This window comes from Uliginosibacterium silvisoli, from assembly GCF_036017035.1.
In the GTDB taxonomy this organism is placed as follows: Bacteria; Pseudomonadota; Gammaproteobacteria; order Burkholderiales; family Rhodocyclaceae; genus Viridibacterium; species Viridibacterium silvisoli.
The window spans coordinates 479383-503122 of record NZ_JAYXHS010000003.1 but is presented as its reverse complement, the minus strand read 5'-3'; the positions used below and the strand labels follow the sequence as shown (position 1 = coordinate 503122).

General features: G+C 61.2%; 25 protein-coding genes. 19 read left to right on the top strand and 6 right to left on the bottom strand.

Annotated features, from left to right (window positions below):
- Positions 1 to 71 precede the first annotated feature (71 nt).
- The 18 genes from VVD49_RS16990 (at position 72) to VVD49_RS16905 (ending at position 12446) form a co-directional block, all read left to right on the top strand.
- Positions 72 to 503 carry an ArsR/SmtB family transcription factor gene (locus VVD49_RS16990; protein ID WP_327600398.1) on the top strand — a complete coding sequence of 144 codons (432 nt, stop codon included), beginning with the start codon at positions 72 to 74 and terminating at the stop codon, positions 501 to 503.
- 176 nt (positions 504 to 679) lie between these two features.
- Positions 680 to 1273: an SRPBCC family protein gene (locus VVD49_RS16985; RefSeq protein WP_327600397.1), complete on the top strand. Its 594-nt coding sequence runs from the start codon at positions 680 to 682 to the stop codon at positions 1271 to 1273.
- 33 nt (positions 1274 to 1306) lie between these two features.
- Positions 1307 to 1666 (top strand): DUF1428 domain-containing protein, encoded by a 360-nt coding sequence (locus tag VVD49_RS16980; protein ID WP_327600396.1) that lies wholly within the window; start codon positions 1307 to 1309, stop codon positions 1664 to 1666.
- A 31-nt stretch (positions 1667 to 1697) separates the two neighbouring features.
- Positions 1698 to 2219, top strand: a complete 522-nt coding sequence (locus tag VVD49_RS16975) for an SRPBCC family protein (protein WP_327600395.1) — start codon at positions 1698 to 1700, stop codon at positions 2217 to 2219.
- A 95-nt stretch (positions 2220 to 2314) separates the two neighbouring features.
- Positions 2315 to 2491 carry a hypothetical protein gene (locus VVD49_RS16970; RefSeq protein ID WP_327600394.1) on the top strand — a complete coding sequence of 59 codons (177 nt, stop codon included), beginning with the start codon at positions 2315 to 2317 and terminating at the stop codon, positions 2489 to 2491.
- Positions 2475 to 2969 carry an SRPBCC family protein gene (locus tag VVD49_RS16965; RefSeq protein WP_327600393.1) on the top strand — a complete coding sequence of 165 codons (495 nt, stop codon included), beginning with the start codon at positions 2475 to 2477 and terminating at the stop codon, positions 2967 to 2969. The genes VVD49_RS16970 and VVD49_RS16965 overlap by 17 nt, the downstream gene beginning before the upstream one ends.
- A gap of 40 nt (positions 2970 to 3009) precedes the next feature.
- Positions 3010 to 3399, top strand: coding sequence for a VOC family protein (locus VVD49_RS16960; RefSeq protein ID WP_327600392.1), 390 nt, complete (start codon positions 3010 to 3012; stop codon positions 3397 to 3399).
- A 12-nt stretch (positions 3400 to 3411) separates the two neighbouring features.
- Positions 3412 to 3882 carry a GyrI-like domain-containing protein gene (locus tag VVD49_RS16955; protein WP_327600391.1) on the top strand — a complete coding sequence of 157 codons (471 nt, stop codon included), beginning with the start codon at positions 3412 to 3414 and terminating at the stop codon, positions 3880 to 3882.
- 33 nt (positions 3883 to 3915) lie between these two features.
- On the top strand, positions 3916 to 4410 hold the full coding sequence (locus VVD49_RS16950; protein ID WP_327600390.1) for an SRPBCC domain-containing protein: 495 nt from the start codon (positions 3916 to 3918) through the stop codon (positions 4408 to 4410).
- Between the two features lie 18 nt (positions 4411 to 4428).
- Positions 4429 to 4962 carry an SRPBCC family protein gene (locus VVD49_RS16945; protein WP_327600389.1) on the top strand — a complete coding sequence of 178 codons (534 nt, stop codon included), beginning with the start codon at positions 4429 to 4431 and terminating at the stop codon, positions 4960 to 4962.
- Between the two features lie 23 nt (positions 4963 to 4985).
- The gene (locus tag VVD49_RS16940) at positions 4986 to 5333 is read left to right on the top strand and encodes a GFA family protein (RefSeq protein WP_327600388.1); all 348 of its coding nucleotides are present in this window, start codon (positions 4986 to 4988) and stop codon (positions 5331 to 5333) included.
- Positions 5334 to 5479: 146 nt separating this feature from the next.
- Complete coding sequence (locus VVD49_RS16935) at positions 5480 to 5944, top strand: SRPBCC family protein (RefSeq protein ID WP_327600387.1); 465 nt, start codon at positions 5480 to 5482, stop codon at positions 5942 to 5944.
- A gap of 41 nt (positions 5945 to 5985) precedes the next feature.
- Complete coding sequence (locus VVD49_RS16930; RefSeq protein WP_327600386.1) at positions 5986 to 6399, top strand: VOC family protein; 414 nt, start codon at positions 5986 to 5988, stop codon at positions 6397 to 6399.
- A gap of 47 nt (positions 6400 to 6446) precedes the next feature.
- A complete protein-coding gene (locus VVD49_RS16925) occupies positions 6447 to 6854 on the top strand; it encodes a VOC family protein (RefSeq protein WP_327600385.1) in 408 nt (135 codons plus the stop codon).
- A 78-nt stretch (positions 6855 to 6932) separates the two neighbouring features.
- Positions 6933 to 8372 carry a DHA2 family efflux MFS transporter permease subunit gene (locus tag VVD49_RS16920; protein ID WP_327600384.1) on the top strand — a complete coding sequence of 480 codons (1440 nt, stop codon included), beginning with the start codon at positions 6933 to 6935 and terminating at the stop codon, positions 8370 to 8372.
- Positions 8369 to 8800, top strand: coding sequence for a YciI family protein (locus VVD49_RS16915; RefSeq protein WP_327600383.1), 432 nt, complete (start codon positions 8369 to 8371; stop codon positions 8798 to 8800). Before VVD49_RS16920 ends, VVD49_RS16915 begins: the two co-directional genes overlap by 4 nt.
- A gap of 685 nt (positions 8801 to 9485) precedes the next feature.
- Positions 9486 to 9929, top strand: a complete 444-nt coding sequence (locus VVD49_RS16910) for a hemerythrin domain-containing protein (protein ID WP_327600382.1) — start codon at positions 9486 to 9488, stop codon at positions 9927 to 9929.
- A gap of 105 nt (positions 9930 to 10034) precedes the next feature.
- Positions 10035 to 12446: a catalase gene (locus tag VVD49_RS16905; protein ID WP_327600381.1), complete on the top strand. Its 2412-nt coding sequence runs from the start codon at positions 10035 to 10037 to the stop codon at positions 12444 to 12446.
- Between the two features lie 105 nt (positions 12447 to 12551).
- Here the strand turns inward: VVD49_RS16905 and VVD49_RS16900 are convergent, their stop codons facing one another.
- The 4 genes from VVD49_RS16900 to VVD49_RS16885 all read right to left on the bottom strand — a co-directional run bounded on the left by VVD49_RS16900 (position 12552) and on the right by VVD49_RS16885 (position 20210).
- Positions 12552 to 15299 carry a nitrate reductase gene (locus tag VVD49_RS16900; protein ID WP_327600380.1) on the bottom strand — a complete coding sequence of 916 codons (2748 nt, stop codon included), beginning with the start codon at positions 15297 to 15299 and terminating at the stop codon, positions 12552 to 12554.
- Positions 15300 to 15497: 198 nt separating this feature from the next.
- Complete coding sequence (locus tag VVD49_RS16895) at positions 15498 to 15893, bottom strand: hypothetical protein (protein ID WP_327600379.1); 396 nt, start codon at positions 15891 to 15893, stop codon at positions 15498 to 15500.
- Positions 15894 to 15924: 31 nt separating this feature from the next.
- Positions 15925 to 17946 carry a DmsC/YnfH family molybdoenzyme membrane anchor subunit gene (locus VVD49_RS16890; RefSeq protein WP_327600378.1) on the bottom strand — a complete coding sequence of 674 codons (2022 nt, stop codon included), beginning with the start codon at positions 17944 to 17946 and terminating at the stop codon, positions 15925 to 15927.
- Positions 17947 to 17963: 17 nt separating this feature from the next.
- On the bottom strand, positions 17964 to 20210 hold the full coding sequence (locus VVD49_RS16885; RefSeq protein WP_327600377.1) for a molybdopterin oxidoreductase family protein: 2247 nt from the start codon (positions 20208 to 20210) through the stop codon (positions 17964 to 17966).
- Between the two features lie 527 nt (positions 20211 to 20737).
- Between VVD49_RS16885 and VVD49_RS16880 the strand changes: the two genes are divergently transcribed.
- Positions 20738 to 21208, top strand: coding sequence for a Dps family protein (locus VVD49_RS16880; RefSeq protein ID WP_327600376.1), 471 nt, complete (start codon positions 20738 to 20740; stop codon positions 21206 to 21208).
- Positions 21209 to 21271: 63 nt separating this feature from the next.
- On the opposite strand, the gene VVD49_RS16875 is transcribed toward VVD49_RS16880, so the two are convergent.
- Complete coding sequence (locus tag VVD49_RS16875; protein WP_327600375.1) at positions 21272 to 22333, bottom strand: pectate lyase; 1062 nt, start codon at positions 22331 to 22333, stop codon at positions 21272 to 21274.
- 190 nt (positions 22334 to 22523) lie between these two features.
- Positions 22524 to 23606: a pectate lyase gene (locus VVD49_RS16870; protein ID WP_327600374.1), complete on the bottom strand. Its 1083-nt coding sequence runs from the start codon at positions 23604 to 23606 to the stop codon at positions 22524 to 22526.
- Positions 23607 to 23740 lie beyond the last annotated feature (134 nt).

Sequence of the window (23740 nt, the reverse complement as noted above, 5' to 3'; positions counted from 1 at the left end):
TTCCTTGAGAGCCTTGACAGGACGCCTGTTGGCAACTAATTTACCAAAAGGTTAAATAAACAGGTTGCCGGATGTCTCCAGATCGCCTCAGTGCCACGTTTGCCGCGCTTGCCGACCCGACGCGTCGGGCGATCCTGGCGCGGCTGGCTTCGGGTGAGACGACGGTGTCGGAACTGGCGAAGCCTTTCGAAATGAGCCTGCCGGCCGTGACCAAGCATCTCAAGGTGCTGCAGCGTGCCGGGCTGATTTCGCAGGGGCGCCAGGCGCAATGGCGCCCGTGCCGGCTGGAGGCCCAGCCTTTGCAGGATGTATCGAACTGGGTCGAGCAGTACCGCCAGTTCTGGGAGCTGCGCCTCGACCGGCTCGAGGAGTACCTGCGTGAATTGCAGGCTACCGAGGCCTTGGCGGCGAAGGAGCAGGCTGCCCCGGTGGCCGAATTGCAGGCCAAACCGCAGGCCGATGTTGCGGCAGCCAGGCCGAAGCCCCGGAGCAGGAAAAAGTGAGCGCAGGAAAAGTCAGTGATCGCCTGCGGCATGAGCTCATGTCTGTCATCGAACACCGGTTTGATGCAGATGAGATGAAACTGCCTGATGAACAGGTGTAAGGCCGGGGTGTTCTGGCCTCGGCCCGGCGTGTGCGTGGCGGCGCAATCCAGACGATCAGCAGCATTGAGGCGGGAATGAATATGGGATCAGCACATATGAATCACGGGCAACTCCTGGGCCGTCACGCAGAGCAGGTCGCTGAGCTGCAAATGGCGCCGGTCGATGGCGAGCTGGTCCTGCGGCGCATCTTCGATGCCCCGCCGGAAATGGTGTTCAAGGCCTGGAGTGAGCCGACGCAGGTGGCGCGCTGGTTCGGCCCTTGCGAGTTGCGCATGACGGTGCGCGAGATGGATGTGCGACCGGGCGGCGCGCTGCGTATGGAAGGGCTGTGCGAAGCCGGTGCCAGTGTGCGTATCCAGGGTGAGTATCGCGAAGTCGAGGAGCCGGACTGGATTGTCTATGCAGATGCCTGTTTCCTCGGCGACACACTGATCTGCGAGACCCTCGCGACGGTGACCTTTCACGAGGTGGCGGGCGAGGAGGGGCGTGATGCCGACTGCCGCACCCGCGTGACGATTCACTGCGAGCCCGTGCTGGGTTTTGACGCCTTCGCGCAACGTCGTTGGGCAGAGGGCTGGCATGCCAGCCTGGAGCGCCTGGCGGCCCATCTGGCGACGCCTTCGTGTGGTGTTGCTGCTGAACTCGATGCAGGCGCTTGCTGCGTTTGAGCACGCGTTCAATCCAACCACAGGAGAGAAGACATGAGTTACGTCGATGGATTCGTATTGCCGCTGCCAAAGAAGAACCTCGCTGCCTATCGCCGCATCGCCAAGAAAGCGGGAGCGATCTGGATGGAGCATGGTGCGCTGTCTTACGTGGAATGCGTGGGCGACGACACGCCGTCCGGAAAGCTCACCTCGTTTCCACAGAGTGTGAAGCTCAAGGAGGACGAGATAGTGGTGTTCTCGTGGATCGTCTACAAATCGCGCAAGCATCGCGACAGCGTGAACAAGAAAGTCATGTCTGATCCGCGACTGGCCGAGATGATGGATCCGAAGAATCACCCCTTCGATGGCAAGCGCATGATCTTCGGTGGTTTCAAGAAATTGCTGGAATTCTGATTTCAAAAAGCACGCTTAGCAGAGAGAGAAAATGACGTCACAAGACAAAAGCACCGTACAGGGCGAAGCACTGGTTATCACACGCGTCTTCGACGCCCCGCGCGAGCGGGTCTTCCAGGCATTCGCCGAGGCCGAACGCCTTGCACAGTGGTGGGGGCCGGTGGGCTGTACGATCGAAGTGAAGAAGCTGGAGTTCCGCCCCGGCGGAACCTTCCACTACTGCATGAAATGGCCGATGGGCGATATGTGGGGGCGCTTCGTCTATCGCGAGATCGTCGCGCCGGAACGCATCGTCTTCATCAATTCCTTTTCCGACCCGCAGGGCGAGATCACACGTGCGCCGTTCCCGGGCCTCGATAACTGGCCGCTGGAAGTGCTCAATACCATCACGCTCGAAGAGAAGGATGGCAAGACCACGCTGACGCTCAGTGGCGGGCCGATCAACGCGACGGCAGAAGAGGTGGTGCTGTATCAGGCTGGCTTCGACAGCATGCGTCAGGGCTTTGGTGGCACGTGGGACAAACTCGCTACCTATTTGTCCCAGAGTGCTTAGGAGTGCGTAGAAAGAGGGCTGCGCACACATCTGGCCTCTTGCTACGCACTCCTCACGGCCTGTGGGAAATGCCAAATCGCTTTCAGGAGACGGGTATGAACTACATCGCCGAGTGGCTGGACGGCTATCGCCGCTTCTGGGAGCTGCGCATGGAGCGCATCGAGGAGTATCTGCGCAAGCTGCAGGAGAAGGATCGCGAAGTGCTGGATACGAGATCGAAGAGCGCGGTGAAGAACACAGGCAAGGTTGATCGTGATGACAGCAAGCATTAATCCAGTTCAGGAGTTGCGCATCACGCGCTTTTTCGATGCGCCGCGTGAGTTGGTGTTTGAGGTGTGGTCAAAGGCCGAGCATCAGGTGCACTGGATGGGGCCGACGGATTTCACGGTGCCTTCATGCGAAATAGATTTCCGTGTCGGTGGGCGCTACCGCACCTGCATCGTCGAGCCGACAGGTGTGGAGTACTGGATACGTGGCGAGTATCGCGAGATTGTCGCGCCGGCACGGCTTGTCTTCACCTTCGCATGGGAAGAGGAAGGCGAGCGCGGCATGGAGACGCTCGTCACGCTGCAGTTCTTCGACGAAGGCGACGGGACGCGTAGCAGGACACGCATGGAGTTCCTGCAGACGCCGTTCCAGTCCCTTGCCGAGCGCGATGGCCACGACACCGGCTGGACGCAGTGCTTCGAACGCCTGCGTGCCTACGTGGCAACACAGAGCCTTGGCGAGCGGGCCCGCGAGGGCGTCTGAGCCATTTGCGCGGCCAAGTGGATTTCACGGAGAGAGAAAAATGCAGATCAGATTGGCGAGCATCAGCGTGAGCGATCAGGAGCGGGCGCTGCAGTTCTACACCGACGTGCTGGGCTTTACGAAAAAGCATGACATTCAGATGGGCACATTCCGCTGGCTCACCGTAGAGGCGCCTGAGGGCGCTGCGGGTGTCGAGCTGGTGCTGGAGCCGATGGCTTTCCCGCCCGCACAGGTCTATCAGAGCGCATTGTTTGATGCAGGCATCCCGGCGACGGCCTTCATGACACACGACATCCATGCCGAGTACCGCCGCCTCAAGGAAAGTGGTGTCACCTTTCGCGGCGAACCACAAAGCATGGGCCCCATTACCGCAGTGCTGTTCGAAGATGGCTGCGGCAACCTCATCAACCTTGTTCAGCCCGCGGGCTGAGTGGAGGGCATCATGATCGAAACACCGCACATCACCGACAGTCAGGCGCAGCGTGTTGCCTGTATTCCCTTGACCGTGTCGCGCACGGAAATCCAGCACGTCATGGGGCCGGCCATCAGCGAGGTCTACGGCACGCTCGCTGCACAGGGCATCGCGCCGAGCGGCCCGTGGTTCACTTTCCACAAGCAGCGGCCCACGGACGTGTTCGACTTCGAGGCCTGTGTTCCTGTCGCCGCGCCAGTGGCTGCCAGCGGACGCGTCAAGCCGGGCGAACTCGCCGCGCGCGCAAGAGTTGCACGCACGGTGTACCACGGCGGGTACGAGGGCCTGGGTGGCGCCTGGGGCGAATTCATCCAGTGGGTTGAAGCGAATGGCCACAAGCCCGCGCAGGACCTGTGGGAGTGCTACGTCGTCGGGCCTGAGTCGAGCCAGGATCCCGCCAACTGGCGCACCGAGCTGAACCTGCCCTTGCTGGACGCCTGAGCACCGTCAGGCTCGCACAGGCAAGGAGAGGCCATGAATGCAAGAGTAGAGAGCCAGGTGACGGCGGTCGAGGCCGACGTGGTCATCACGCGTAGCCTGAAGGCGCCGCGCGCGCTGGTGTTCAAGCTGTGGACTGATCCGCAGCACTTGCCCATGTGGTGGGGCCCCCAGGGGTTCAACTGCCAGACATGCCATATGGATGTCCGCGTCGGTGGTGCATTTCACCTCGACATGCTGGGGCCGGACGGCGTGGTCCATCCCTGCGACGGCATCTATCGCGAAATCGTCGAGCCCGAGCGCATCGTCTATGACGGTCTGGCCGAAGAGGGGCATCCCTGTGGGGCTGGCCTGCCGCCTCACGGGCGCGTCACGATCAGCTTCACAGAACTCGATGGCGTCACCACGGTCAGGATCCACGCCAAGCTCAGGTCGGTAGCCGATCGCGAGGCGGCCATGGAGCAGGGCTTTGGTGCTGGTTGGTCGCAAACGCTGGAGCGGCTGGAAGCTTACGTCTCCAGCAAATACTGAAAATAAAGGGAGTTCGCAATGGCATGGTTGAAAGTAGGTGTTTTCGTTCTCATCGCTGCGATGGCGCTCGTCTTCGTGCTGGCGATGACCAAGCCGGACACCTTCCGCGTGCAACGCACGGTGCGTATCCAGGCTGCGCATGACAAGGTTTTCTCGTTCATCAACGACTTTCACAACTGGGGCGCGTGGTCGCCCTACGAGAAGCTCGATCCGGCCATGCAGCGCATCTTCAGCGGAGCACCGAGTGGCGTGGGGGCTGTTTACGAATGGAGTAGCGCGGGCAAGGCAGGTGCCGGCCGCATGGAAATCACCGAGCCTGCCGTTGCCACCCGCATCGGCATCAAGCTGGATTTTTTCAAGCCCTTCGAGGCGCACAACACGGCGGAATTCCTGGTGGTTCCGCAAGGCGACGCGACCGAGGTGACCTGGGCGATGTTTGGTCCGGCGCCATTTCTCTCCAAGGTCATGCAGGTCTTCTTCAACCTCGACAACATGATCGGTCGCGATTTCGAGGTGGGCTTGCAGAACCTCAAGTCTGTCGCCGAGAAATGAAGCGTTCATCACAGGAGCCCATCGTGAAATACAAGGGAAGCTGTCACTGCGGCAAGGTCGCCTTTGAAGTGGAAGGCGAGATCCAGCAAGCCGTGGCTTGCAACTGTTCGATCTGTCAGCGCAAGGGCTCCTTGCTGTGGTTCGTGCCACGCGACAGCTTCAGGCTGCTGACGCCCGAGCAGGACGCAAGTACCTACCTGTTCAACAAGCACGTCATCGCGCATCGTTTCTGTGCGACCTGCGGCATTCATCCCTACGGCGAGGGCACGGACCCGAAGGGCAACAAGATGGCTGCGGTGAATATCCGTTGCCTGGAAGAGATCGATCTGGATGCGGTGCCGGTGCATCAGTTCGATGGAAGGTCCATGTAGCAACGACGCCCTCACTCGTCCCTGGCGGGGCCTCCTCTCCCAGGCGTGGCAGCGGGGATTGCAACGTGTGGCCAGCTTTCCGGGCCGTGCCGGGTGAGGCAGCGTGAATCAAGGCCCGACACCACCCAACAAGATCAGGAAGAACCATGAACACCAGCAATACATCCGACCGCGAAATCAGCATCACCCGGGAGCTGGCTTTTCCACGCGAGTTGGTCTTTCGTGCCTGGACGGAACAGAAGCACATCGATGCGTGGTGGGGCCCGACCGGGTTCCGCAACGAGACGTACGAGATGAGCGTTGCGCCCGGCGGTGTCTGGCGCTTCATGATGCACGGGCCGGACGGCAAGGACTGGCCGAACAAGATCGTCTACATCGAGGTGAAGAAGCCGGAGCGGCTCGTGTACACGCACGGCGGCGATGACGGCACGGAAGACATCAGCTTCCATGTGACGGTCGATTTCGAAGACGTCGGAGGTAAGACGCGCCTCACCATGAAAATGTTGTTCGCATCCGTCGAGGCGTGCGAAAAGGTCAAGACCTACGGGGCCATCGAAGGCAACCGCCAGACGATGGATCGCCTCGAACAGCATCTGGCCGATATGGGCTGATGCGCAAGCCCCTTTGATCAACGTAGTGGAAGGAGAACGTGATGCTGATTCAACCGTATCTGAATTTCGATGGCCGTTGCGAAGAAGCGGTCAATTTCTACGTCAAGGCGATAGGCGCGAAGCAGGAGTTCCTGATGCGCGTCGGCGAGTCACCCGAGCCGTCACCGCCCGGCATGACAGTGCCGCCCGAGAAAATCATGCACGCGTCCTTCCGCATCGGCGACAGCGTGATCATGGCGTCCGACTGTTACTGCGCAGGTCAGCCGAAATTCCAGGGCGTCACCTTGTCGATCAGCGTCAAGGATGAGGCAGAAGCTGACCGCGTGTTCAACGCATTGGCCGAGGGCGGCAAGGTGCAGATGCCACTCTCCAAGACCTTCTTCTCGCCACGCTTCGGCATGGTTGAGGACAAGTTCGGTCTGGGCTGGATGGTGATCATTCCGGTGCCGATGTGATCGTGATGTGACGACACGTATCCATCCACCAACAGGAGAGCGCATCAATGTCGCGAACGATCACCATCAGCCTGCCCGTCGCCGATCTGGAAGCGTCACAGGCTTTCTACAGCGCCCTGGGTTTCGTCAACGATCCACAGTGCTCGGGCGATGGTGGAGCGCTCATGAGATGTAGCGAGACCATCAGCGTCATGCTTCTGTCTCATGAAAAGTGGCGCACGTTTACCACGCGCCCGATTCCGCCGAAGACGTCCAGCGAGGTCGGGCTCAATATCTCGTGCGAGTCGCGCGAGGAGGTCGATGCAATGAACAAGGTGGCGCTGGAAGGCGGAGGCATCGCCGACATCAATCCCGTCCAGGATCTTGGCTTCATGTACGGCCGAGACTTCGCGGATCTCGATGGTCACATCTGGGGCGCTTTCTGGATGGACACGTCGGCAACGCCGCCTGCATAGCAACAAGCCGTTGGTGCCTCACATGCGAAGCGTCGCAGGATTGCCTGCGGCGCTTCGCCAATCAGGAGAGTGGTTTTCATGACAAGCAGACAGCGCTGGTTGGCGCTAATGGTTTTGTGCCTCGGTGAATTGATGATCGTGCTCGACACGACCATCGTGAACGTGGCCCTGCCGTCGATCCGTACGGATCTTGGTTTTACCGAGACGTCGCTGGTGTGGGTGGTGAATGCCTACATGCTGACCTTTGGCGGTTTCCTGCTATTGGGTGGCAGGCTGGGTGATCTTTATGGGCATCGCAAGTTGTTCCTGTCCGGCCTCGTGTTCTTCACAGCAGCTTCGCTGGTGTGCGGACTGGCCAACTCCCAGGTGCTGCTGATCGCAGCGCGTGCGGCGCAGGGCCTGGGCGGTGCGGTGGTGTCGGCAGTGGCCTTGTCGCTGATCATGAATCTGTTTACCGAACCAGCCGAGCGTGCCAAGGCGATGGGTGTCTATGGCTTTGTCTGCGCCGGGGGCGGCAGCGTCGGTGTATTGCTGGGTGGCCTGCTCACGAGCACGCTGAGCTGGCACTGGATCTTTCTCGTCAATCTGCCGATTGGCGCTGCCGTCTATGCGCTGTGTGTGGCGCTGCTACCCAACGCACCGGGTCAGGCGAAAGGCGAACGGCTCGATGTTGGCGGCGCGATCACGGTGACGATTTCGCTGATGCTTGCCGTGTATGGCATCGTCAATGGCAATGAAGCGGGCTGGACTTCGACGCAGACACTCTCTTTGCTGGGCGCAGCGGCAGCCTTGTTTGCCGTGTTCATCGCCATCGAGGCGCGCGTGCAACATCCGCTGATGCCACTCGGCCTGTTCCGTCTGCGCAATGTGTCGGTGGCGAATGTGGTGGGCATCCTGTGGGCGGCGGCGATGTTTGCGTGGTTCTTCATCTCGGCGCTCTACATGCAGCTGGTGCTCGGCTACACACCGATGCAGGTCGGCCTCGGCTTCCTGCCGTCCAACCTCATCATGGCTGGTTGCTCGCTTGGCATATCGGCCTGGCTGGTGATGCGCTTCGGCTTGCGTCTGCCGCTGGCCGTCGGCTTGTTGATGGCAGCTGCAGGCTTGTTCCTGTTTGCGCACGCGCCGGTGGGAGGCAGCTTCATGATTCACGTATTGCCCGGCATGTTGTTGTCCGGATTCGGTGCAGGTATCGCCTTGAACCCGGTCTTGCTGGCGGCGATGAGCGATGTCGAGCCGAGCGAGTCGGGGCTGGCCTCGGGTGTCGTCAACACCGGTTTCATGATGGGCGGCGCGCTCGGTCTGGCCGTGCTGGCCAGTCTCGCCGCTGCACGCACGACTGCCTTGCAAGCAGGCGGTGCCAGCACGCTGGAAGCGCTAAACGGGGGCTACCAGGCAGCCTTCCTCGTTGGCGGTATTTTTGCGGCACTCGCAGCGCTGCTGGGCGGTCTGATGATCCGCACACGCACACCGGCTGCACACGAAATCTCTACAGATCCGATAGGAGAGACACCATGAAGTTCATGATCATCGTAAAGGCCAGCAAGGACTCGGAAGCCGGTGTCATGCCCAGCGAGGCGCTGCTGACTGCCATGGGTCAGTACAACGAAGAGCTGGTGAAAGCCGGCGTGATGGAGGCAGGCGAGGGCCTGCACCCCAGCTCCAGGGGCGCGCGCGTGCGCTTTGCCAATGGCACGCACATCGTGACCGAAGGCCCTTTCGCCGAAACGGAGCAGCTCATCGCCGGCTTCTGGATGTGGAACCTCAAGTCGAAGGAAGAGGCCATCGAGTGGGTCAAGCGCTGTCCCAACCCCATGCCCGGCACGGAAGCTGAAATCGAGATCCGGCAGGTGTTCGAGGCGGATGACTTCGGCGCGGAGTTCACACCTGAATTGCGCGAGCGGGAAGAGCGCTTGCGTGCAGAAATCGAGTCACGCAAGGCATAGTGCTACCGGCGGGGTACGAGCGCAGCGCTGGCCCCGCCCTTTCAATGTCCCTTCGACGTCCTCTCAATGCCCTCCAGGCATGCGCATTGCTGCCGACCATTTGCCCTCCCGCTTGTAGCAGGCAGATTGCGGATGCGTTGGTGGAAGGCATCGGCCAGTGCAAACAGGCGTGGCCGCGGGTCTGGAATCTTGCTGGCGGCGTTTCTCGTCCTGAGCGCCGGTGAGCATCCAGGGGCACCGTCGTCTCGCCTGGCACGCTCTCGTCCGTTGCGACGCGGAGCTCCGAAAGTAGCAGACTGAGCGATCCTTTCGGCGACGCTTACCTTTCTACCATCGCTGTCGGTCACAGCTTCGACTTCTCCTCGTCCATCCCGACTGACTTCGTCAGTTTCTACCGCGTCAGCAATTGCGCTGTACCCACACACCCAGGCATCCGCGGATGTCTTTTCTCTTGCGCCACATACAGGCAATGCCATGGAAATATTCCATCGCCTGCCGCGTCTGCCATTGCTGCATCTTCATTGAATCCGCAAAGAAATATTTCCGCTCGAGCTTCCTTGGTCACGCTGCTTGCTGACATAGGGCATGGGCCGCTTTTTATCGATCCATATGCAAGGGCCAAGCGCATCACAGACATGTAGTCGCCGACTTGAGCCTGGTACACAAAATCTTTGAGGAGCTCGTCATGAAATCCACTAACGCCGTGACCTTGCTGGTTCAGGACCACAAGGAAGTGAAAGCACTGTTTGAAAAATTCGAAGGCCTTTCCGATCGTTCCAAGGCGAGCAAGAAGAAGCTGGCCGATCAGATCTGTGAGGCCCTGACCCTGCACACGCAGATCGAAGAGGAAATCTTCTACCCGGCGGTGCGTGCGGCCATCAAGGACGGCGACATGATGGACGAAGCCATCGTCGAGCACGCCAGTGCCAAGGATCTGATCGCGCAGATCCAGGAGATGGATCCGGGCGAGGACCTCTACGACGCGAAGGTGAAGGTGCTGTCAGAACTGATCGAGCATCACGTCAAGGAAGAGGAAGAAGAGATGTTCCCCAAGGTGAAGAAGACCAGCCTTGATCTGGTCTCACTGGGTGAGCAGATGGAAGCGCGCAAGCATCCCGCCGTCGTTTGATTCCGGTTCTCCGATGCTCGTGGCCCTCGCTTGCACACGCGGTGCAAGGCGAGGGCTTGGCATTGCTGCCGTCTTGCCGTTGGTTCACTTTCCTCTGAGGTCGTCATGCCGAACAAAAAGAAACAGCCTGCGTCGATTGCAGGTGCAGGATCCATACTGAGTACAGTCTCTGGCCCATCGGCTGCGCCGCCGGACACGCTGGGCGGCAAAGACGCAATCCAGGACAGGCTGCTGGAGAAAACGGTGGCGAGCCAGGCGCTTGCCGCCGCCATCCCGAACAACCCGACCAAGGCGGGCGAATACGGCGAGGCCGCGCGCGCACCACAGCCAGGTGCGACCGCCCAGCCCGCGAGTAATGCGGCAGGCGGCAGTACCTCGACCGAGATTCTCGACTCTCCCAAGGTGGGCAACGGTCAGCCCGCGCCAGGCGTCAATGCGACCATCGGTTCGCTCGATCGTGTGCGTGCCGATGCCAGCGGACAGGTGCTGACAACCAATCAGGGCGTGCCGATTGCCGACAATCAGAATTCGCTGAAAGTCGGCTTGCGTGGCCCGACTGCCATGGAGGACTTCATCCTCCGCGAAAAGCTCACGCACTTCGATCACGAGCGCATCCCGGAGCGCGTCGTGCATGCGCGTGGCTCCGCTGCACATGGCTATTTCGAGGCGTACGAAGCCTTGACCGACGTGACACGTGCCGCGCCTTTCGCCGAAGCGGGAAAGCGCACGCCGGTGTTTGTGCGCTTCTCTACGGTCGCCGGGGAGCGCGGCTCATCGGACACGGTGCGCGACGCACGTGGCTTTGCCGTCAAGTTCTACACGGAGGAGGGCAACTGGGATCTGGTCGGCAACAATATCCCGGTGTTCTTCATCCAGGATGCGATGAAATTCCCGGACCTGGTGCACGCGGTCAAGCCCGAGCCACATCACGGCATGCCGCAAGCGGCTAGCGCGCACGACACTTTCTGGGACTTCGTGTCGCTGATGCCGGAGTCCACCCACATGCTGCTGTGGGCCATGTCGGACCGCGGTATTCCACGTAGCTATCGCACCATGCAGGGCTTTGGCGTGCACACCTTCCGCCTCGTCAATGCGGCGGGCGAGTCCGTGTTCTGCAAGTTCCACTGGACACCGCTGGCCGGCACGCACTCACTGGTGTGGGACGAAGCCGCGAAAATATCCGGCGCAGATGCCGATTTCCACAGGCGCGATCTGTGGGAGGCCATCGAAGGCGGCAGCTTTCCGGAATACGAATTGGGCCTGCAGATTTTTACCGAGACGGACGCTGATGCATTCGACTTCGATGTGCTCGATGCCACCAAGTTGGTGCCCGAAGAACTGGTGCCGCTCAGGCCCGTCGGCAAGCTGGTGTTGAATCGCAATCCGGATAACTTTTTCGCCGAAACGGAGCAGGTCGCCTTCTGCACGGCGCACATAGTGCCGGGCATCGACTTCAGCAACGACCCTCTGCTGCAAGGGCGCATCCACTCCTACCTGGATACGCAGATCAGCCGTCTCGGTGGCGCGAATTTCCACGAGATTCCGATCAATTCGTCCATCAGCTCCGTCAGCAATAACCAGCGTGACGGCATGCATCGGCAAACCATCAATCGTGGTCGTGTGAACTACGAGCCCAACTCGCTGGGCGGTGGTTGCCCTTTCCAGGCGGGAGCCAAAGGCTTCACGAGTTTTCCGCAGCCGATTGCGGAAGACAAGGTGCGTGGCAAGCCGGAACTGTTCGCCGATCACTACTCGCAAGCGCGACTGTTCTGGGAGAGCCAGACACCCGCCGAGAAGCAGCACATCGCAGCTGCCTTCCGCTTCGAGCTGACGCGCGTGCAGACCGTGGCGATTCGTCAGCGCGTGGTCTCGATGCTTGCCAACGTGAACCCCGTGCTGGCCGAAGCCGTGGCAGCAGGTCTGGGGATTGAGGTGCCCGAGCCCATGCCTTTGGCATCCTCGCTGCCGATTCCCGAGTACGCCCCTTCACCCGCGCTGTCCTTGCTGCATCGCCCCGGCGAGACCGGCATCAAGACGCGCAAGGTCGCGATATTGGTCGCACCGGGCGTCGATGGCGATGCCGTGCGTGCCATTCATGCCGACCTGCTCGCCGAAGGCGCGGTGCCGCGTCTGGTGGGTAGCATGCTCGGCGGCGTCGCAGCTGCAGACGGCAGTACGCTGGACGTGGAAATCACACTCGAAGCCGGGCCTGCCGTGCTGTATGACGCAATCATCATCCCGAATGGCGAAGCGGCGCTGCCTGCGTGGTTGCGCGACGCCCACGTGCTGGACTTCCTGCGCCAGCAATACCGCCACTGCAAACCGATCCTGCTGCTGGGCGAGGCCGTGTCACTACTTGCCAAAGCAGGGGTGCCGGAGGCTCTGCCAGACGGTTCGCCTGATCCGTCCCTGATCACGGCAGAGGCCGGCGAGTACACCGAGGCGCTGGCGGCATTCAAGACGGCATTGGCGGGTCATCGCTCGTTTGCGCGGGAGTCGGATCCGCCGGTGGTGTAGGGGCAGAAAAGCTGACGTGAGTCTTGATGACGGACACGCGTGCGTGTCCGTCGTTTCCGCGCTGAAGCTACGGGGTTCCCGCTTTGCGAAGATATTGGCGTGCTGCTACCGCGACTGCAGCCGCTTCAACTCCGGCACGCACGAGCCGCAATTGGTGCCGCACTTGAGACGCGCCTGGACTTGCTCCATCGACTCACCGGCCTTGAGCGCGGCGCTGATCTCGTTCTCCGACACGTCGAAACAACTGCAGATGATCTTGCCGCGCGCCGTGACACCCGTGGGGGCTTCGGCCAGCGGTGCCAGCAGCCATTGCCGCGCCTGCGTGGCGGTGCCGCCATTGACCATCATGTCCTGCAGCCAGCCCGCGCCCTTGATCTCTCCTGTCAGGCGCACGGCGGCGAGCTTGTTATTATCGATACGGGCACGCTTGGCAATGTCGCGGCGCTTGTCCTGATAGCTGAGGCATTGGGTATCGTCTGCGAGCGACAGGGCGACATCCAGCGCGTGTTGCTGGTCGGCAGAGAGCGCTTCTGTCTGTGCCTTGAGCACCACGACCGGCGTTTCACGGCCGATCATCGTCAGCGCTGCCTGCGGCATGTCTGCTGTTTGTTTGCGCAGTTCTTCGAGCACTTCCAATGCGTTCGTGCCTGCTTCCACACGGCGCATGGCGACGAGGGGCCTGGAGTCGCCCGGTACGTACTTGGAAATCTGTACGGCGCTGTGCTTGAGCTCGGGCTGCTTCGAATACGGATCAAAACTCTTGAGGGTCAGCGCGTTCGTGCCGAGGCCGCCGAGCGCGTTGCTGCCCCAGTGCATTGGCAGGAAAGCCTGCCCAGGGCGCACGGTTTCGCTGGCGAGCGCCTTCACGACGATCTCGCCGCGACGGCTTTTCACGCGCACCAGCTCTCCGTCCTTGAGGCCACGCCGATCGATGTCGGCCGCGTGCATGTGGATCATCGGCTCGGCTTCGTGCGCGTACAGGCGGGCGACGGTGCCGGTGCGGCTCATGCCGTGCCATTGGTCGCGCAAGCGGCCGGTGGTCATGCGGATCGGGTAACGCGCATCGGCCTTCTCGACCGTGTCCTTGTGCTCGGTGGCGACGAACTTCGCCCGACCAGAGGCTGTCGGGTAGATGCCGTCTTCATAAAGTCGGGCCTTGCCGCCGCTGGCGCCTTGCGGGAAGGGCCATTGCTGCGGCCCCTGCTGTTCGAGGGTGGCGTACGACAAGCCGGTGATGTCCAGATCGCGCCCGCGAGTGCTTTCCCGGTGTTCGTTCCATATATCTTCTTCGTTGGTGTACGGGAAAAGTGCCGATGTGTGGGTGTCGCCCAGCTCATTGCCCAGGCGGCGCGCGAAGTCGACTGCAGTGTCCCAGTCGTGGCGCGCTTCACCCGGCGCGGGAACGGCCTGGATCACGCGGCTGATGCGCCGCTCGGAGTTGGTGACCGTACCGGTCTTCTCGCCCCAGCTGGTCGCAGGTAACAAGAGGTCGGCGTAGCGCGCGGTCTCGGTGTTGCGATAGGCCTCCTGCACGACGACGAACTCGCAGGTTTCCAGCGCCTTGCGCACGAGGTTCTGGTCGGGCATGGACTGCGCAGGATTGGTACAGGAAATCCAGACGGCCTTGACCGTGCCGGCCGCCATTGCATCGAACAGTTCGATGGCGGTGAGGCCCGCTTGTTCGGGCACGCTGGGGATGCCCCAGAGCTTCGCGACTTCGGCACGATGCTCGGCGTTGTCCATGTCGCGGTGTCCGGAGAGCAAGGTGGCCATGCCGCCCACCTCACGACCGCCCATGGCATTTGGCTGACCAGTCAGCGAGAACGGGCCGGCGCCTGGCTTGCCGATCTGTGCGGTGGCGAGGTGCAGGTTGATGAGCGCTGCATTGTTATGCGTGCCATGCGTCGACTGGTTGAGGCCCATGCAGTACATCGACATGGTGGCCTTGCTGGCGTCACCGCCATGTGCGAACCATTCCGCTGCCGTCTCGATTTCCTTCTTCGTCAGCCCGCAGATTTCAGCGGCCATCGCTGGCGTGTACTCGCGCACCGTCCGGCGCAGCACATCGAAGCCCTCTGTGTGTGCGCCGATGTATTCGGGCTTGATCCACTCCTCCCACAGCATCACGTGCAGCATTGCGTTGTAGAGGGCGATGTCCGTGCCCGGCAGCAGGGCCAGGTGCAGGTCGGCCTGTTCGGCCGTGTCGGTACGGCGCGGATCGACGACGATCATCTTCATCGCCGGGTTCAATGCGCGGGCGTCTTCGATGCGACGGAACAGGATGGGATGTGCGAAAGCCGTATTGCTGCCGGCGAGGAACAGGCAGTCCGTATGCTTGAGGTCGTCGTAGCAGCCCGGTGGCGAATCCGCGCCCAGGGTCTGCTTGTAGCCTGTCGCGGCACTGCTCATGCACAGCCGCGAGTTGGTGTCGATGTTGTTGGTGCCGATCAGGCCTTTGGCGAGCTTGTTGAAGACGTAGTAGTCCTCGGTCAGCAATTGTCCGGATACGTAGAACGCAACCGCATTCGGCCCGTGCTCGCGGATTACCGTGGCGAACTTGTCGGCCGCGTGGCGAAGCGCCGTGTCCCAGTCGGTGCGCGCACGTGGCGCCTCGCGTGATGGGCGCAACTCGGGGTAGAGCGCGCGCACGACCTGCGAGTCAGGCGTCGCGGTGAGATGCAGGGTGCTGCCCTTGGTGCACAGGCGGCCGAAGTTGGCCGGGTGGTCTGGATCGCCGCGTACACCAGTGATTTGCTGACCATCGTGCTCGATGATGACGCCGCAACCGACGCCGCAGTAACAGCAGGTGGACTTTGTTTCGAGTGGAGATGCGGGACTTGCTGGCTGATTCATGAACGGTATTCGATGCGTGATGAAGGCGCAGTGCCACAAAGCGTTCACTGCATTGTTGCAGTGTAGCAATTGCGTGGCACATGGCAATTGGCGTGGCCGCTGCGCCGCGCACAAATCATCGATCGCAAGGGTAAAGCGGGGTCCGTCTCAGGCTGCGGCGACGCGCATGCCCAGTTCCAGGGGCAGGGGAGGGTGAGCTTACTGTGGCCCACCGACTTGCGGCGGCGTGGTGTTCGGCACCCAGTCCCACCACTCGTGCTGGCCCTCGGCCGTGTCCTCGCGTGTGCGATAGATGCTCCACGTGACGAGAAAGTCGGGATTCATGATGTCCACGCCGCTGGCTGCGTGCTGGAAGTGCCCGCGCGGGGCCTTGTACCAGGCGTCAAGATTGGGCGGGAGGATGAATTCGGCGGCCTTCGCGTCGGGATCGCTGTGACGCAGGCTGACCGTGATGCCCATTTCCTGGTCGACTTTGGCAACCTGGCCAGCGAACTGCGACTGCTTGAGCAGGTCGCCATTGGCGTCGTAGTAGGACAGGCCGATGAGGCAGGTCTTGCGGAGGAGGTCTTCGAGTTGCATGGGGTGGTTCGTCATTCCCGCCTGAGCGGGAATGACCACAGAGGCATCAGTGAGTCAGGGGCACCACGCCGACTTGCGGCATATGAGCGAGCCCGATGTCGCGGGCGTGTTCTTCGAAGCCTTTGTTCTTCCAGAAGAACGCACCAGGCATGGTGGTTGGAATCACCAGCACGTAGAAAAGTGCGCGGCCGATCACGCTGGTGGCCAGCAGTGTCGCGCCGACCAACACCCAGGCGGCCAGCGTGAGGGCACCGAAGTGTCCGCCACCGATCATGCTGACCAGCAAGGCAATTGCCAGCCCCAGGTTCAGCCCGAGCAAGACATTGCGCAGCATGAAGGTTTTGCCGAAGGTCGTCGTCTGGATGTAGTACGACGCGCCGCCTTCGTGCTCGGCGTTGCTCATCGCACGGGCGTGGAAGAAGTGGCCTGCGCCCTCCAGGGCCATACCCAGGGTCAGCAGTACGGCACTCATCACCAGCACGATTTCGTAGTGCTGGCCGGCGAGGATCAGCGTCGGCACGATGATCGCGGCCGACACCAGCGAGCCCAGCGACAGCGCACTGCCGGCAAAGTTGGTGCCGACCTGCCAGTGATTCCAGAACGGACGCGCCTTGATGCGGTAGCAGCGATTCATGTAGTACAGGCCGACGGCACTGGCGGGAGTCGCGATGTAACCAAAGATCGTCGCCATGCGCGCGGCGAATCCGGCCGGGATGATGCTGGCGATATCCACACCGGTGATGCTGGTGAAGACGCTCTGGAAGACGCTATTGGTCGGCAGGCTGAAGGCGATATGCATGCTCAGGGTCGCCATGAAGATCGCCACGCCCAGACCTTCGCGGCACACAGGCGAATGGCGCAGGTTGTTGAAGCCGCGATAGAAGCGCAGCGGCTTGCCCAGGTGCATTGTCGACATGAACAGACCGAAGGCCACCAGCATGAACGCGAGGATGCCGAGCGGCGCATAGAGCGCCGATGCACGGAAATTCACGAAGCCTTCGATACCCAGCTGTGCGCCGATGAAGGGAATGGCGAAGGCGCCAGCAGCGGCTTGTGCCGAGAGGGTGAACAGCACCAGCGGGTTTTCGCGCGAAGACAGGCGTTTGAGGTTCCAGTGCGCAGCCTTGCCACGCTTCTGGTCGATCATCGGGCGGTAGCGGCCCTTCTCGTCCTTGTGATACTTCAGCGGCATCGAGTCGGTGCGCTTCATCTCGTCCGGCAGCTCGCGGATCTGCTGGAAGCGGATGTTGGGGTGCGTGATTTCCGGCGCCGGGAAGCCGGGGATCTCCACACGCGCCTGTTCGCGGTTGCCCGGGATGTTCTCGATGACACCGAAGTCCAGCGCGTTGCCGACGCAGGCCGATACGCAGGCGGGCTTGAGACCCACTTCGAGACGGTCGACGCACATATTGCACTTCGACACCTGGCCCTTGATCGGGTCGAGTTGCGGTGCGTTGTACGGGCACACCCAGGTGCAGTAGCCGCAGCCGAAGCAGGTTTCGGGGTCTTGCAGCACAGCGCCGTATTCGACGTGCTTGGTGTAAGCGCGCGTCGGGCAGCCTTTCAGACACACAGGGTCATCGCAATGGTTGCAGGCCATCGAGATGTTCATGCGCTTGTAGTCGGGGAAGCTGCCGCCTTCGACGTAGCCGACCGAGCGGAAGGCGAGGTGCGGCGGGTTGTTGTTCTTCTCACTGCAGGCGGCTTCACAGGCGTGACAGCCGATGCAGTTGTCGGCCGTGAAGAAGAAGCCGTGCTGCTTGTTGCGGTTGGGATTGGTGCCGACCGCCGGGTTCTCGTTGATGAACATCGAGCGGCCGACGGGCAGCACGCCTTCGGTGTGCTCGATCAGGTCGATCTTCTGGCCGTAGCGGTTGGCGGGTGCGTGGGTCTTGTCCTGCAGGAAGGCGTAGGGCTGCTCTTCAGTGCGGATCTCCCAGATCTTGCGCTCGGCACTGCTCTTCTTTTTCGAGCCACAACCGCCGCTGCCGCATTCCGGCTTGCCACAGCCGCCGCCGGTGTGCGGGGTGTCCTGAGCCGTCTTTTCCAGTGTCTGAATATTCTGCATTTTCGTGTTCCTCTGGCTCAGAAGGTGCGGCGTTCCAGGTTCAGACGCGCGGCTTCCTTCTGGTCAATCTTCTCGATGCGTGCCGCGTTCTGCTTGAATGCGGGTTGACGTGAGTAGGGGTCGAGCAGACCCAGCGTCAGGCGATTGACGCAGTCGTGGAAGTGGAAGGGAATGAACAGCATGTCGCGGCCCACGCGCTGTGTGAGCTGTACCATGACGACGGCATCTCCGCGACGGCTCACCACACGCACATAGCTCTGGTGCTCGACGCCCAGCGCTTCGGCGGCGTCCGGGTTCATCTCCATGTACGGCGTCGGGCTGAACTTGTTGCAGTTGCCGATCTTGCCGGTACGCGTACGCGTGTGGAAATGCTCGACGACGCGACCGGAATTCAGCCAGAAAGGGTATTCGGCGTCCGGGCATTCGTTGTTGTTCACGAAGCGCACGGGGATCAGCAGTGCGCGGCCATCGGGCCACTGGAACTTGCCGTCGGTGTAGAGACGGCGGTTGCCGATGAAGTCCTGACGTTCCTGCAAATCGAAAGGCCTGGCTTCGCCGACCTTCTCTTCGTCAGCCTTGGCCTGGGCTTCCGAGTAGGGCCACTGGATGCCGCGCGCTGCCTCGATGCGGTCGTAGGTCATGCCGGAAATATCCAGCGTGCGGCCTTCGCCAACGGAGAGCTCGCGCATCTCGTTGAAGGCACCTTCAGGTGTTTCAGGGAAGTGGATCTGGTTGCGATCCTGGAAGCGCTTGGCCATCTCCTTGATGATCCAGAAGTCAGGCTTCGAATCGGCGTAAGGCTTGAGTGCATTGCGCGTGAGGTTCACGCGGCGCTCGGTGTTGGTGTGACAGCCTTCCTTCTCGGCCCACACCGCGGCAGGGAAGTAGACGTGTGAGTACTTGTTGGTCTCGACGTCTTCATACACGTCCTGCACGACGAGGAATTCGAGGTTCTCCATCGCCTTGCGGATGCGCGGTTGATTGGGCATCGAGGTCATCGGGTTCGTCGCGATCAGCCACAGACCCTTGATCTCGCCGGTTTCAATGGCGGGGAAGATGTCTGTTTGCGACAGGCCGCGCTTGGGCGGGAAGAAGCTCTCGTCGATGCCCCAGTAGTCGGCGATCTTCTTGCGATCCTTTTCCTTCTCCAGCAGGCGATAGCCGGGCAGGCCGGAGCACGACGACCACTCGCGCGTGCCCATGGCATTGCACTGGCCCGTGATCGATAGACTGGTGCCACCGGGCTTACCGATGTTGCCGGTGATGAGGTTGAGGTTGTTGATGTTCACCACGCCGTCCGAGCCGTGTGTGCTCTGGTTGATGCCCATGGTCCAGATGCTCATTGCAGCTGGCGCCTTGGCGTAGAGGCGCGCAACGGTGCGGATCAGGTCTTCGCTGATGCCACAGACGTGTTGGGCAGTCTTCGGATCGTAATCGGCGACCAGGGCGCGCAGCTCTTCGATGCCATTGGTATGGGCGGCGATGTAATCCTTGTCCTCGAGGCCTTCCTTGAGGATCACGTGCATCATCGCGTTGATCAGCACGGTGTCGGTGCCCGGCGTCAGCGGCAGGTGGATGTCGGCGAATTGCGCCAGCATGGTCACGCGTGGGTCGACCACGATCAGCGGGAATTTGCGCTTCTCCAGCGCTTCCTTGAGGCGCCAGTAGATGATGGGATGCTGCTCCGGCAGGTTGGAGCCGAAGGCCATCAGGCAATGCGTGTGTTCGAAGTCTTCATAAGCGCCGGGCGGGCCGTCGGAGCCGAACGAACGCTTGTAACCGGACACGGCCGAGGCCATGCACAGCGTCGTATTGCCATCGTAATTGTTGGTGCCGATCTGGCCGCGCACGAGCTTGCCGAGCGAGTAGAACTCTTCGGTCAGCAACTGGCCGGTGGAGACGACGGCGAATGAGTCGCGGCCGTACTTGTCCTGGATTTCCTTGATCTTGGCGGCGGTCTTGTCCATCGCCATGTCCCAACTCGTGGGCGCGAAGGGCATGTGCGCCTTCTCGCGCATCAGCGGCACCTTGCCGCGGCCGGGGGATTCGAACAGCTCGTGTTCCAGCAGGCCCTTGATGCACAGCTTGCCGCGGTTGACGTCGGCACCGGCGTGGCCGCGGCTGGTGATCAGGCGCCCCGTGTCATCCAGGCCGATCTCGATGGCACAGCCCGTCGAGCAGTAGTTGCAGGTGGTGTACTTCCACTCGGCAACGGCCTTGACGGGAATGGAGATGGGTTTGCGATTTTTTCGACCGAATAGCATGGCTTAGCGTCCTGCGTAATTCGACAGATTGAGGGCAGCAACGCCGGGCGGCACGCAAGCAGAAGCTGCGCGGCACACAGGGTGTTGCGGCTCATGATCTCTGGTGGGGGTAAGGCGGGTGGAACAGCGTTCGCGCGTATGCATTCTGAATCGTCCTCAAGTGCCGTTGCGGCAGCCTGGGGAGGGGCGCGAACGGCGTCATGCAGTGATCTGCTTGTTTGAGCGCGTGCTCATCACCATGTCGGACGCCGTTGCCACGACTGGTTTGTTGGGGGCTTTAAAGCAAAATACATGCCTTGCGGATTGATGCGCTCATCTTGTTGATTATTATTGATATTTTATTGAGCGCGCCCCGGATTCGTGTCCCGCTTTGGTGCGGGGGCGGATAGGGGTTGTCCCACATTGATGCATCGCAAGTGGTGGGGCCCTTCAAACTGATAGTTTTGTGCAATGCACGCCATGCGTGCTCTCTGCCGGAATTTGGGACAGAATTGAGCCATCGTTTTCAGACGTCACAGGAGCATGAGATGGACATTGACATTGGCATCAAGAAAGCGGATCGGGCAAAGATTGCGACAGGCCTTTCGCATTTGCTGGCAGATACCTACACGCTTTATCTGAAGACCCACTATTTTCACTGGAACGTGACGGGGCCAATGTTCAACACCCTGCACCTCATGTTCGAGACGCAGTACACCGAACTGGCCCTCGCGGTAGATCTGGTGGCCGAACGCATTCGCGCACTGGGGCATTTCGCGCCCGGCTCGTACTCGGAGTACGCCAAGCTGTCGTCGATCAAGGAGGCCGACGGCGTGCCGAAGGCCGAAGAGATGATCAGGCAGCTTGTCGAAGGCCACGAGGCCGTGGTGCGCACGGCACGTTCGATCTTCCCGGCCACGGAGAAGGCGACTGACGAGGCCAGCGCCGATCTGCTGACACAGCGCATCCAGTTGCACGAGAAGACGGCGTGGATGCTGCGTAGCCTGCTCGAGGCCTGATGCTCAGGCCGCAAAAGAAAAACCCGGCCGTGGCCGGGTTTTTTATTGCTTGTTGCGGGGTGATCAGAAAGAGGTGACGTCGCTCTTGCTGATATCGCAATAGGCGGTGTTCCAGAACTCCCCGTTATTGACTTGGGCTTCGCCTGGCTGGACGCCGATGGCCTGGACGCAGACTTTCGGATTGCCGACCGAGTAACCCTTGATGCGCATATTGCGCACCGTGGCCTTGTCGCCGTAGTTGCTGTTCAGCCGCAGCACATAGCCAGCCGTGCCATCGGGTTTGGTGACGGGGCCGTTCATGGTCACGCCATTGGCCACGAAGTAGCGAGGACCGCCGTTGCTCGAGCAGTTGCCGCAGGATGCCCACAGACGCTGGACGCGCTGATACGTCTGGAAGTTGCTCAGGTTGATCGTGCTGCCCTTGCCGTTGTGCTGGAAGATCTTGTCGTCGGCCAGCGTTGCCGAGCCGCCGATGACCTTCATGACCTTGCCGCTGCCGCCGTGCATGGTGGCGGCATCTTCACAAACACCATCCCAGACCACGTTTTCCAGCGTGCAGTTGCCCTGGCAGTGGATGCCGTCAGCACCGCCGCCAGCCTTGATATGCACGTTCTTCAGCACAGCGCCATCGGCGAGGTTGAAGACGGCTTGCTGGCTTTCCGACTGACCGTCGCAGGAGGTGCCGACCGTGATGCCGCCACAGTCAACCGTGCCCGAGATCGCGCCGGGCTTGCAGGCTGCGTTCGAGGAGCTGGAGCTGCTGGAGCTCTTGGAAGACGATGAGCTCGAAGGTGTCGATGAGGACGACGAGGAGCTCTTTGACGATGATGACGAAGAGGAAGGGGCGGATGAGGATGAGCTGGTCGCGCTTGCAACCGAGCATTCATTCACTCCACCGGCAATCTTGCTGCCGAAGGTCGCTTCGCTGCAGATGAAGCTCCCGGAGAGAACCTTGTAGATGAATTGGTCGGCTCGGCCGAATGCAACGTTGGTGTTGGCTGCAACGGAGCAGCTGGCGCCTTCCTTGCAGATGGTGACCCAGCCCTTGGGCCGGTTGGCCGCTTCCGCGCCCTGGCTCAGGCATACGAGGGCGAGCGCCCCCAGAAGGGAATGCTTGAAATTCATGACTGTCTCCTAATTGGTTTGAAATCGCTTCGGCCGTCTGTGCGGCGCTTGCTGCCCTTCGTGTGAGGGCCTTGCAAGTATGGACGGAGCCTGAACCAAATCAAGCCCATTTGGGGAGTGAATTAAAAACGTGGCGCCAGAAATGAAAAACCCGGCCGGAGCCGGGTTCGTGAGTCGCATCGCGCTGTGATCAGAAAGAGGTCACGTCGGTTTTCGAAATATCGCAGTAGGCCGTGTTCCAGAACTCGCCCTGATTGACCTGTTTGGCGCCGGCGTTTTCTTCTGCCTTGGTAATGCCCGTGGCTTGAACGCAGACCTTCGGATTGCCGAGCGAGTAGCCCTTGATGCGCATGCTGCGCACGGTGGCTTTATCGCCATAGTTGCTGTTCAGGCGCAGCACGTAGCCAGCGGTGGTGCCATCCGATTTGACGACGGGACCGTTGATGGTCACGTTGTTGGCGATCAGATAGCGAGGGCCGGTGTTGCTTTCGCAATTGCCGCAGGAAGCCCACAGGCGCTGGATGCGATCAAACGTCTGGAAGTTGCTGATATTGATCGTGCCACCCTTGCCATTGTGCTGGAACACCTTGTCATCGGCCTTGGTGGCCGAACCGCCGACGATCTTCATGACCTTGCCGGTGCCGCCAGTCATCGTTGCCGCGTCTTCGCAGATGCCATCCCAGACTACGTTTTCCATCGTGCAATTGCCCGCGCAATGGATGCCGTCTGCACCGCCGCCGGCCTTGATATGTACGTTCTTCAGCACAGCGCCTTCGGCCAGGGTGAATACCGGCTGCTGGCTTTCCGACTGGCCGTCGCAGGCTGTGCCGACGGTGATGCCGCCACAATCAACCGTGCCCGTTATGGTGCCTGGCTTGCAGGCTGCGGTCGTCGCGGAGCTGCTGCTCGACGATGACTTGCTGGACGAACTGGAGCTGGCGACGCTGGAAGAGCTGGATGACTTGCTCGAGGAGCTGGACGAGGTCGCGGTGGATGAGCTCGACGAAGTGCTCGTCGTGCCGGCGTACGAGCACCAGGTCGAATTGCTTGGTGCGCTCGGGAAGTTGGAGAGCGTACAGGCGACGCTGCTGGTGAAGGTGCCATAGCCGAATACGCCGGCCTTGCCCATGGCTACCTGGCGCGTACCGCTGAACGTACAGGTGGCACCGGTCTGGACGCACTTGGTGTAGCCAGAAGGCGCATCCGATGCAGCGAAGGACGTGGTGGACAGGCCGACAAGCGCCAGCGCACCGAGCAGGTGGGTGAGTTTCATGTGTTTTGTCTCCGAGTTTTCTTATGAACTGCTGTAGCCGTCAGCGAGGCTGATCGGTGTGCCTGATCTTGCGCAAGCGGGGACTAGTATGAATTGCGAACTAATGGAAAGGAAGAACGTTTTTCACGTTGCCT